This window comes from Stenotrophomonas sp. HMWF003 (genome assembly GCF_003061285.1).
GTDB lineage: Bacteria > Pseudomonadota > Gammaproteobacteria > Xanthomonadales > Xanthomonadaceae > Stenotrophomonas > Stenotrophomonas maltophilia_AP.
In genome coordinates this window covers 33,976-41,827 of sequence record NZ_QAIW01000194.1, presented here as the reverse complement: position 1 = coordinate 41,827, position 7,852 = coordinate 33,976, and the positions used below count along the sequence as shown (strand labels likewise).

The window sequence follows — 7,852 nt, the reverse complement described above, 5'->3', positions numbered from 1 at the left end:
CCGCCACCCTGATCATCGTCAGTGGCCTGTCCGGCTCCGGCAAGACGGTCGCACTGAAAACCTTCGAAGACCTCGACTACTACTGTTCGGACAATCTGCCGATCAACCTGCTGCCGGACTTCGTGCGCAGCCTGCTGGCCGGCCACGATGCCGACGCGCCGCGCCGCCTTGCCGTGGGCATCGACGTGCGCGGGCAAAGCGACCTGAGCCAGCTCTCGCACTGGCGCGAAGACGCGCTGGCCGCCGGCCTGGACGCGCAGCTGCTGTTCTTCGATGCCACCGACGAAACCCTGCTCAAGCGCTACGCCGACACCCGCCGGCGCCACCCGCTCAGCCAGCTTGGCCTGTCGCTGCCCGAAGCGATCGCGCGCGAGCGCGAACTGACCGCGCCGCTGCGGCGCGCCGCCGACGCGGTGATCGACACCACCACCCTCAACGTGCACCAGCTGCGCCGCAAGGTGGTCACCGAGTTCGCGCTGAGCCATGGCAGCAAGCTGTCGCTGCTGTTCGAATCGTTCGCCTACAAGCGCGGCGTGCCGGCCGAGGCCGACTTCGTGTTCGACGCCCGGGTGCTGCCCAACCCGCACTGGGACCCCGAACTGCGCCCGATGTCCGGCCGCGAGCGCCCCGTGCGCGAGTACCTGGACGCCCAGCCCGACGTGCAGCGCTATGCCGGCCAGCTGATCGACTTCCTGGACACCTGGCTGCCGCGACTGGGCAACGACACCCGCAGCTATGTCACCGTGGCGTTCGGCTGCACCGGCGGCAAGCACCGCTCGGTGTACCTGGCCGAACGCATGGCCCGCCACGCCCGTGAGCAGGGCTGGCCGGAAGTGGCCACCTTCCACCGGGAACTGGATTGACGGCGGGCCCAGGCACGCGATTTGGAACACAGAAATGTCGCCGGATCGGGGGCCGTGCGCGCGGAGGCGCTTTTTTTGCGGCCACTGGCCCCATTTGAAATGTCACCCGACCAAGGGTCGGGTGCTACCCGGGGTCGTCCGCATGCGGTCTCCCCCTACCCCCAATTCATGTTGACCTGTTAACGTTCGGGGATGACCTGTGGCATTCTCCTCGTAACACACCCCGGCGTCGGCACGTCCCTGTTGGATGTGGCGACCCGGCTGCTGCGGCACCTGCCGCTGAAGACCGAAGCTTTCGAAGTACCGTTCGACGCAGACCTGGACGTCCTGCTCCCACTCGCCTCGGCCGCCTTGCGCCGGGTGGACAGTGGCCAGGGCGTGCTGATCCTGACCGACCTGTACGGCGCCAGCCCCAGCAATCTGGCCGGGCAACTGGCTCGTCTGGGCACCCCGGCACGCCGGGTTTCGGCGCTTAGCCTGCCGATGTTGTTGCGGGTGATGAATTATCCGGAACAGGGACTGGATCAACTGCCTGCCACTGCCGCGGCAGGCACTCGCAATGGAGCGATTGTCGACGATGCTTGAACGTGAACTCACCGTATCCAACCGCCTGGGCCTGCACGCCCGCGCCACTGCAAAGCTGGTGCAGGAGCTGGCCCCTTTCCGCTGCAACGTGACCATGGCCGCCAAGGGCCGTGAGATCAACGCCAAGAGCATCATGGGCGTCATGCTGCTGGCCGCCGGCCAGGGCACCCCGGTCACCGTGCGCATCGACGGCGAAGACGAAGCCGCCGCGATGGACGCGGTAGTGGGCCTGTTCGAACGGCGCTTCGACGAGGACAACTGACCATGCCGGGGCAGCCGTCGCGACCGGGATCGACCGCCGCCAGCCGGACCGCGTCCGGCGCGCTGCTGTTGACCGGGCACGGTGCCTCGCGTGGCAATGCGCTCGGCCGCGCCCGGGTGCGGCTGCCGCACGCGCTGGAAGTGGCCGAACAGCGCATCCCGCCGGCCAAGGTGGAGGCCGAACTGGAGCGCCTGCACCAGGCCGTGGACGCGGCGCGGGCGGAAATGCACGACCTGCGCCAACGCCTGCAGGGCGCCCTGAACAAGGAAGTCGGCGAGTTCCTCGACCTGCACGCCTTGCTGCTGGACGACCCGGAGCTGCTGTTCGGGCTGGATGAGCTGATCCGCAGCGGCCCCTACAGCGCCGGCTACGCCCTGCGCGTGCAGCGCGACCGCCTGGCCAAGGTCTTCGACGGCATGGACGATGCCTACCTGAAGAGCCGCATGGACGACCTGGACCATGTGATCGGCCGCATCCATGCGTTCCTGCAGAAGCGCCCGCCGGACGTCAAAGGCATGGCCGGCGAAATCCTGGTCTGCGACAACATCGCCCCGTCCGAGCTGGCCCAGCTGCAGGCACACGGCGTGGTCGGCATCGTCACCGCCGGCGGCAGCGCGCTGTCGCACAGCGCGATCCTGGCCCGCAGCCTGCACCTGCCGCTGATCGTCAACGTACCCAACGTGCTGCAGAAGGTCGCCGACGGCGACGTGCTGATCATGGATGGCAGCGACGGCACGGTCACCATCAACCCGCAGGCCCCGGACCTGCGCGACTACCGCGTGCGCCTGCGCGAACACGCGCGCGAACAGCGCGAACTCGGCCGCCTCCGCACCAAGCCGACCCGCACCCGCGACAACGTCGACATCGCGCTGCTGGCCAACGCCGAATCCAGCGAAGACGTCACCCAGGCCCATGCGCTGGGCGCGCACGGGCTGGGCCTGTACCGCACCGAATTCCTGTTCCTGCAGCGCAACGAGCTGCCCGATGAGCAGGAGCAGTTTGAAACCTACCGCGACGCCGCGCTGGGCATGAGCGGGCGGCCGGTGACCATCCGCACCCTGGACCTGGGCGCGGACAAGGCCGACCGCACCGGGCTGACCCTGAGCAACGAGGAAAACCCGGCATTGGGCCTGCGCGGGGTGCGCCTGTCGCTGGCCCGGCCGAAGGTGGCCGACACCCAGTTGCGCGCGATCCTGCGTGCCTCGGCCTACGGCAAGCTGCGCATCCTGATTCCGATGGTGAGCACCCGCGAGGAGATCCTCGCGGTGCGCCGGCGCCTGGCCAAGCAGGCCGAGCTGCTGCGCGCCGAAGGCCATGAGGTGGCCGAACACATTCCGTTCGGCGCGATGATCGAGGTGCCCGCTGCGGCGATCGCGCTGGAGAGCTTCATCGACCTGGTCGACTTCCTGTCGATCGGCACCAACGACCTGGTGCAGTACCTGCTGGCCGCCGACCGCAACAATGAAGCGGTCACCGAGCTGTACTCGCCGCTGCATCCGGCAGTGGTGCGCCTGCTGGCGCATATCCTGCGCACCGGCCAGGCCTATGACATTCCGGTGGCGGTGTGCGGCGAGATCGCCGGCGACCCGCGCATGACCCCGCTGCTGCTGGCCTTGGGCCTCACCGAGTTCAGCCTGCATCCGGGCACGCTGCTGGAAGTGCGCCGCGCGATCCGCGACAGCGACCTGTCCGCGCTGCAGGCGATGGCGCCGAAGCTGATGCAGGCGCGCGACCGGCGTGGCATCGAACGCTGGATCGAGAAGGCCCGGTAGTGCCGGCCGCTGGCCGGCTCCGCATGAACCTTCGGATCGGTATGCGTGGTTGCCGGGCAGCAGCCGGCACTACCGTCGTTGAATGCGTGCGTCCCACGCGCATCGCCGTCTGCGCCCTACCCGATTGACACACAAGCACGCGATAATGACGCGCTGACCACCCCGCATGCCGCATCCTGTCCGGATCGCGGCCTTTTCTTTTCCCGCAGGAGCTGCCCATGGCCGAAGCCGTACGCCACGACAAGACGGCACGCCAGCTGCGGCTGTTGTCCGATGCACTGGACAGCGGGCGACTGGGTCCGGTGCGCCGGCTGGTCAACACGTTGGCGCCGGCCGAGATCGGCAACCTGCTGGAATCGCTGCCGCCGGGCAAGCGCGAAGTGGTGTGGGGCCTGGTCGACCCGGAGGACGATGGCGAGGTGCTGGTCCACGTCGGCGAAGAAGTGCGCGAAAGCCTGCTGGCCGACATGGACCCGGACGAAATCATCGCCGCGGTCGAAGACCTGGACATCGATGACCTGGCCGACCTGGTCGAGGACCTGCCGGACACGGTCATCGACGAAGTGCTCAAGTCGATGGACCGCGAGAACCGCGAGCGGCTTGAACAGGTGCTGTCCTACCCCGAGGACAGCGCCGGCCGCCTGATGAACCCGGACGTGGTGACCGTGCGCGCCGACGTCAATGTGGACGTGGTGCTGCGCTACCTGCGCCTGCGCGGCGAACTGCCCGACCATACCGATCACCTGTTCGTGGTCAGCCGCCGCCACCAGTACCTGGGCCGGCTGTCGCTGGCCGCGCTGGTCACCCATGAAGACAACACCCCGATCAACCGGCTGATCGACGACGAGCAACCGGCCATCGACGTCGGCGAAGGCGCCGAGGAAGTGGCCCGGCAGTTCTCCGATCATGACTGGGTGTCCGCCCCGGTGGTGGACGACAACAACATCCTGCTCGGCCGCATCACCATCGATGACGTGGTCGACATCATCCGGTCGCAGGCCGAGCACCAGGCGTTGGGCGCGGCCGGTCTGGACGAAGAGGAAGACCTGTTCTCGCCGATCAAGCGTGCCGTGCGCGGCCGCGTGGTCTGGCTGGGCATCAACCTGTGCACCGCGTTCCTGGCGGCCAGCGTGATCGGCCAGTTCGAGCTGACCCTGCAGAAGGTGGTGGCGCTGGCGGTGCTGATGCCGATCGTGGCCGGCGTCGGCGGCAATGCCGCCGTGCAGGTACTGACCCTGATGGTGCGCGGCATCGCGCTGGGCCAGGTGGGCCCGAGCAATGCGCGCATCCTGCTGTGGAAGGAATCGCGGGTGGCGCTGATCAACGGCACGCTGATCGGCACGGTGGTGGGCATCATCGCCTTCCTGTGGTTCCACAGTTTCCTGCTGTCGCTGGTGATCACCCTGGCGCTGATCATCAACTTCTGCGCCGCGGCGCTGGCGGGCGTGCTGCTGCCGCTGATGCTCAAGCGCATGAACGTCGATCCGGCTGTGGCCGGCACCGTGGTGGTGACCGCCGTCACCGACGTGATGGGCTTCTTCAGCTTCCTGGGCCTGGCCACCCTGATCCTGCTGCACTGACCCTGGACCCCGCATGGCCGTGACCCTCGACAACTACTTCGTCCCCGGCTGGCGCGACGCAACGTATACCTGCGCCGCCTGCGAATGGCAGGGCAGCGCGCGTCAGATGCCGATGGAACTGCACGAAGACGAAGCGCAGTTCGACTGCCCGCAGTGCGAAAACCCGATCCTGCTGGTGGTCCACCCTAGCCTGGCCCAGGTACAGGCCGCCGCCGCCGATGGGCACCCCGAGGCGATCGAGCAGATGGAGATCCTGGCCGCCGCGCCGCGCCCGGACTGATGCACTGCACGATGCCCCGGCGCGCCGGGGCGCCTAGACTGAAAACGTTTCCAGTCGAGGATGGGCAATGGCACGACGACACGCGCGGTGGCTGCTGTGGGCAATGGCGATGCTGACGCTGGCCGGGTGCGCATCCACCCGCCAGGAGGTGGGCCATTTCGAAGCCCGCGCCGTGAAGGTGGACGGTCGCACCGCGTACTACCAGGTCTTCGTGCCACGCGGCGCACGGGCGCAGCCCGATCGTCTGCCGGTGGTGCTGTTCCTGCACGGTTCGGGCGAACGCGGCACCGACAACCAGGCCCAGACCGAGGCCGGGCTGGGGCCCTACCTGCGCCGCCATGCCGATACCTTCCCCGCACTGGTGGTGCTGCCCCAGGTACCGGGCGACGGCGAGTGGTCGGGCGGCAACACCCGCATCGCGCTGGCCGCGCTGGATGCCACCGTGGCCGAGTTCAACGCCGACCCGCAGCGCCAGTACCTCACCGGCATGTCGATGGGCGGCTATGGCAGCTGGAACATCGCGCTGGACGCACCGCAGCGCTTCGCCGCGATCGTACCGGTATGCGGGGCGGTACTGGCCCCGCGTGCGGTGCGCCCGACCCTGTTCGTGGAAGACGTGGCGCATGAAGCCGACCCGTACGCCGCCATCGCCCAACGCCTGAAACACACCCCGATCTGGATGTTCCATGGCGCCCGCGATGACGTGGTGCCGCCCGAAGACGACCGCCGGTTGAAGGCGGCCTTCGCGCAGGCCGGGGCCAAGGACGTGCGTTACACCGAATACCGGGACGGCAACCACAACGCGTGGGACGCCACCTATGCCGATGACGCGATGTGGGCGTGGTTGTGGGCGCAGAAGCGATAAACGTACCGCCGCATACCGGTTCCTGGATCCCGCAACCGGGTAGTGCCGGCCGCTGGCCGGCTCCTCGCAATCCAACCCGGTAGTGCCGGCCGCTGGCCGGCTCCGCGCAATCCAACCCGGTAGTGCCGGCCGCTGGCCGGCCCCTCGCAACCCAACCCGGTAGTGCCGGCCGCTGGCCGGCTCCTCGCAACCCAACCCGGTAGTGCCGGCCGCTGGCCGGCTCCTCGCAACCCAACCCGGTAGTGCCGGCCGCTGGCCGGCTCCTCATACCGCTGGATTCATGCAGAGCCGGCCAGCGGCCGGCACTACCGTTGGCTGGCTGGGAGCCGGCCAGCGGCCGGCACTACCCGTTTGCGGCCGGCGACCTGCATTGCCGCGTTGTTGCACCACCGACGCGTGCGCGTTTGCCTGACACCCCTGCGCTGGACGATCAATCACCATGCCCCATGAGCTCTTTCCGACTGCGCATCGGCCGTTGTTCGCTTCCCGGACAGGCGTACACCCTGACGATGGTCTGTCACGGCCGACGCCGCTGGTTTGATGACCCCAACCTGGCGGCCATCGCCATGAACCACCTGCGCAACATCGACCAACGTGGTTACGCCCGGTCACTGGCCTGGGTGGTGATGCCCGATCATGTGCATTGGCTGGTGGAACTCGGGAGCCAGCCGCTGGCAGGCATCGCGCGCCGTTTCAAATCGTCGAGTGCCCTGGCCATCAACCGAACGCTCGGTCGAGGTGGCGCGCTGTGGCAGGCTGGCTATCACGATCACGCTGTACGGTCGGACGATTCGCTGCATCGCCACGCCATGTACATCCTGGGCAATCCCGTCCGGGCAGGTCTGAGCGAGCAGATCGAGGACTACCCGTACGCCTGGAGCCTGTGGACCGGGTAGTGCCGGCCGCTGGCCGGCTCCTCGCGGCCACAGCGGTAGTGCCGGCCGCTGGCCGGCTCTTCGCGGACACAACGGTAGTGCCGGCCGCTGGCCGGCTCCTCGCGGACACAACGGTAGTGCCGGCCGCTGGCCGGCTCTTCATACCGATGGATTCGTGCAGAGCCGGCCAGCGGCCGGCGCTACGTGATTGCGGGTGGTTCGCTGCAGAGCCGGCCAGCGGCCGGCACTACCCGTGTGGGATTCACCCCAACAACGTCTCCAACACCGCCATGCGCACGGCGACGCCGTTGGCGACCTGGCGCAGCACCCACGACTGCGGGCCGTCGGCCACCTCGTCGGTGACTTCCACGCCGCGGTTGATCGGGCCCGGGTGCAGCACGGCGGCATCGCTGCCGGCGCGCGTGAGGCGCTTGGCGTCCAGGCCGTACTGCGCGTGGTACTGCTCGATCGACGGCACCAGGCCCTCTTCCATGCGCTCGCGCTGCAGGCGCAGCATCATCAGCGCATCCACGCCTTCCAGCATGGCATCGAAATCCTGGCCGACGATGCAGCCCTTGAGGGTGTCGTCGTCCGGCAGCAGCGACTGCGGGCCGCACACGCGGATCTCGCCCACGCCCAGCGTGCGCAGGGCGTGCAGGTCGGTGCGGGCCACGCGCGAATGCTTCACGTCGCCGACGATCACCACCTTCATCTTCGAGAAATCGCTGCCCTTGGCCTGGCGCAGGGTCAGCATGTCCAGCAGGCCCTGG

Annotated in this window: 8 protein-coding genes and 1 pseudogene; 8 read left to right on the top strand and 1 reads right to left on the bottom strand. The window is 68.5% G+C overall.

Annotated elements, in window-relative coordinates; translation table 11 throughout:
• Window positions 1-8 precede the first annotated feature (8 nt).
• From rapZ to DBR34_RS07945, 8 genes are all read left to right on the top strand, one after another.
• Complete coding sequence (rapZ, locus tag DBR34_RS07980) at window positions 9-863, top strand: RNase adapter RapZ (RefSeq protein WP_258223747.1); 855 nt, start codon at window positions 9-11, stop codon at window positions 861-863.
• Between the two features lie 192 nt (window positions 864-1,055).
• Entirely contained in the window at window positions 1,056-1,448 is a 393-nt protein-coding gene (locus tag DBR34_RS07975; protein ID WP_038689985.1) for a PTS sugar transporter subunit IIA, read from the top strand.
• The gene (locus tag DBR34_RS07970) at window positions 1,441-1,710 is read left to right on the top strand and encodes an HPr family phosphocarrier protein (protein ID WP_038689987.1); all 270 of its coding nucleotides are present in this window, start codon (window positions 1,441-1,443) and stop codon (window positions 1,708-1,710) included. The genes DBR34_RS07975 and DBR34_RS07970 overlap by 8 nt, the downstream gene beginning before the upstream one ends.
• A gap of 2 nt (window positions 1,711-1,712) precedes the next feature.
• Complete coding sequence (gene ptsP, locus DBR34_RS07965; RefSeq protein ID WP_258223746.1) at window positions 1,713-3,482, top strand: phosphoenolpyruvate--protein phosphotransferase; 1,770 nt, start codon at window positions 1,713-1,715, stop codon at window positions 3,480-3,482.
• Between the two features lie 218 nt (window positions 3,483-3,700).
• Complete coding sequence (gene mgtE, locus DBR34_RS07960) at window positions 3,701-5,062, top strand: magnesium transporter (protein WP_038689989.1); 1,362 nt, start codon at window positions 3,701-3,703, stop codon at window positions 5,060-5,062.
• Window positions 5,063-5,075: 13 nt separating this feature from the next.
• Window positions 5,076-5,342 carry a hypothetical protein gene (locus tag DBR34_RS07955; protein WP_128096390.1) on the top strand — a complete coding sequence of 89 codons (267 nt, stop codon included), beginning with the start codon at window positions 5,076-5,078 and terminating at the stop codon, window positions 5,340-5,342.
• A gap of 67 nt (window positions 5,343-5,409) precedes the next feature.
• The gene (locus DBR34_RS07950; RefSeq protein ID WP_128096389.1) at window positions 5,410-6,207 is read left to right on the top strand and encodes an alpha/beta hydrolase-fold protein; all 798 of its coding nucleotides are present in this window, start codon (window positions 5,410-5,412) and stop codon (window positions 6,205-6,207) included.
• A 446-nt stretch (window positions 6,208-6,653) separates the two neighbouring features.
• Entirely contained in the window at window positions 6,654-7,103 is a 450-nt protein-coding gene (locus DBR34_RS07945) for a transposase (protein WP_128096388.1), read from the top strand.
• A 241-nt stretch (window positions 7,104-7,344) separates the two neighbouring features.
• Here the strand turns inward: DBR34_RS07945 and pyrB are convergent.
• Window positions 7,345-7,852 (bottom strand): annotated as a pseudogene (gene pyrB, locus DBR34_RS22375) (aspartate carbamoyltransferase catalytic subunit); the annotation flags it as partial.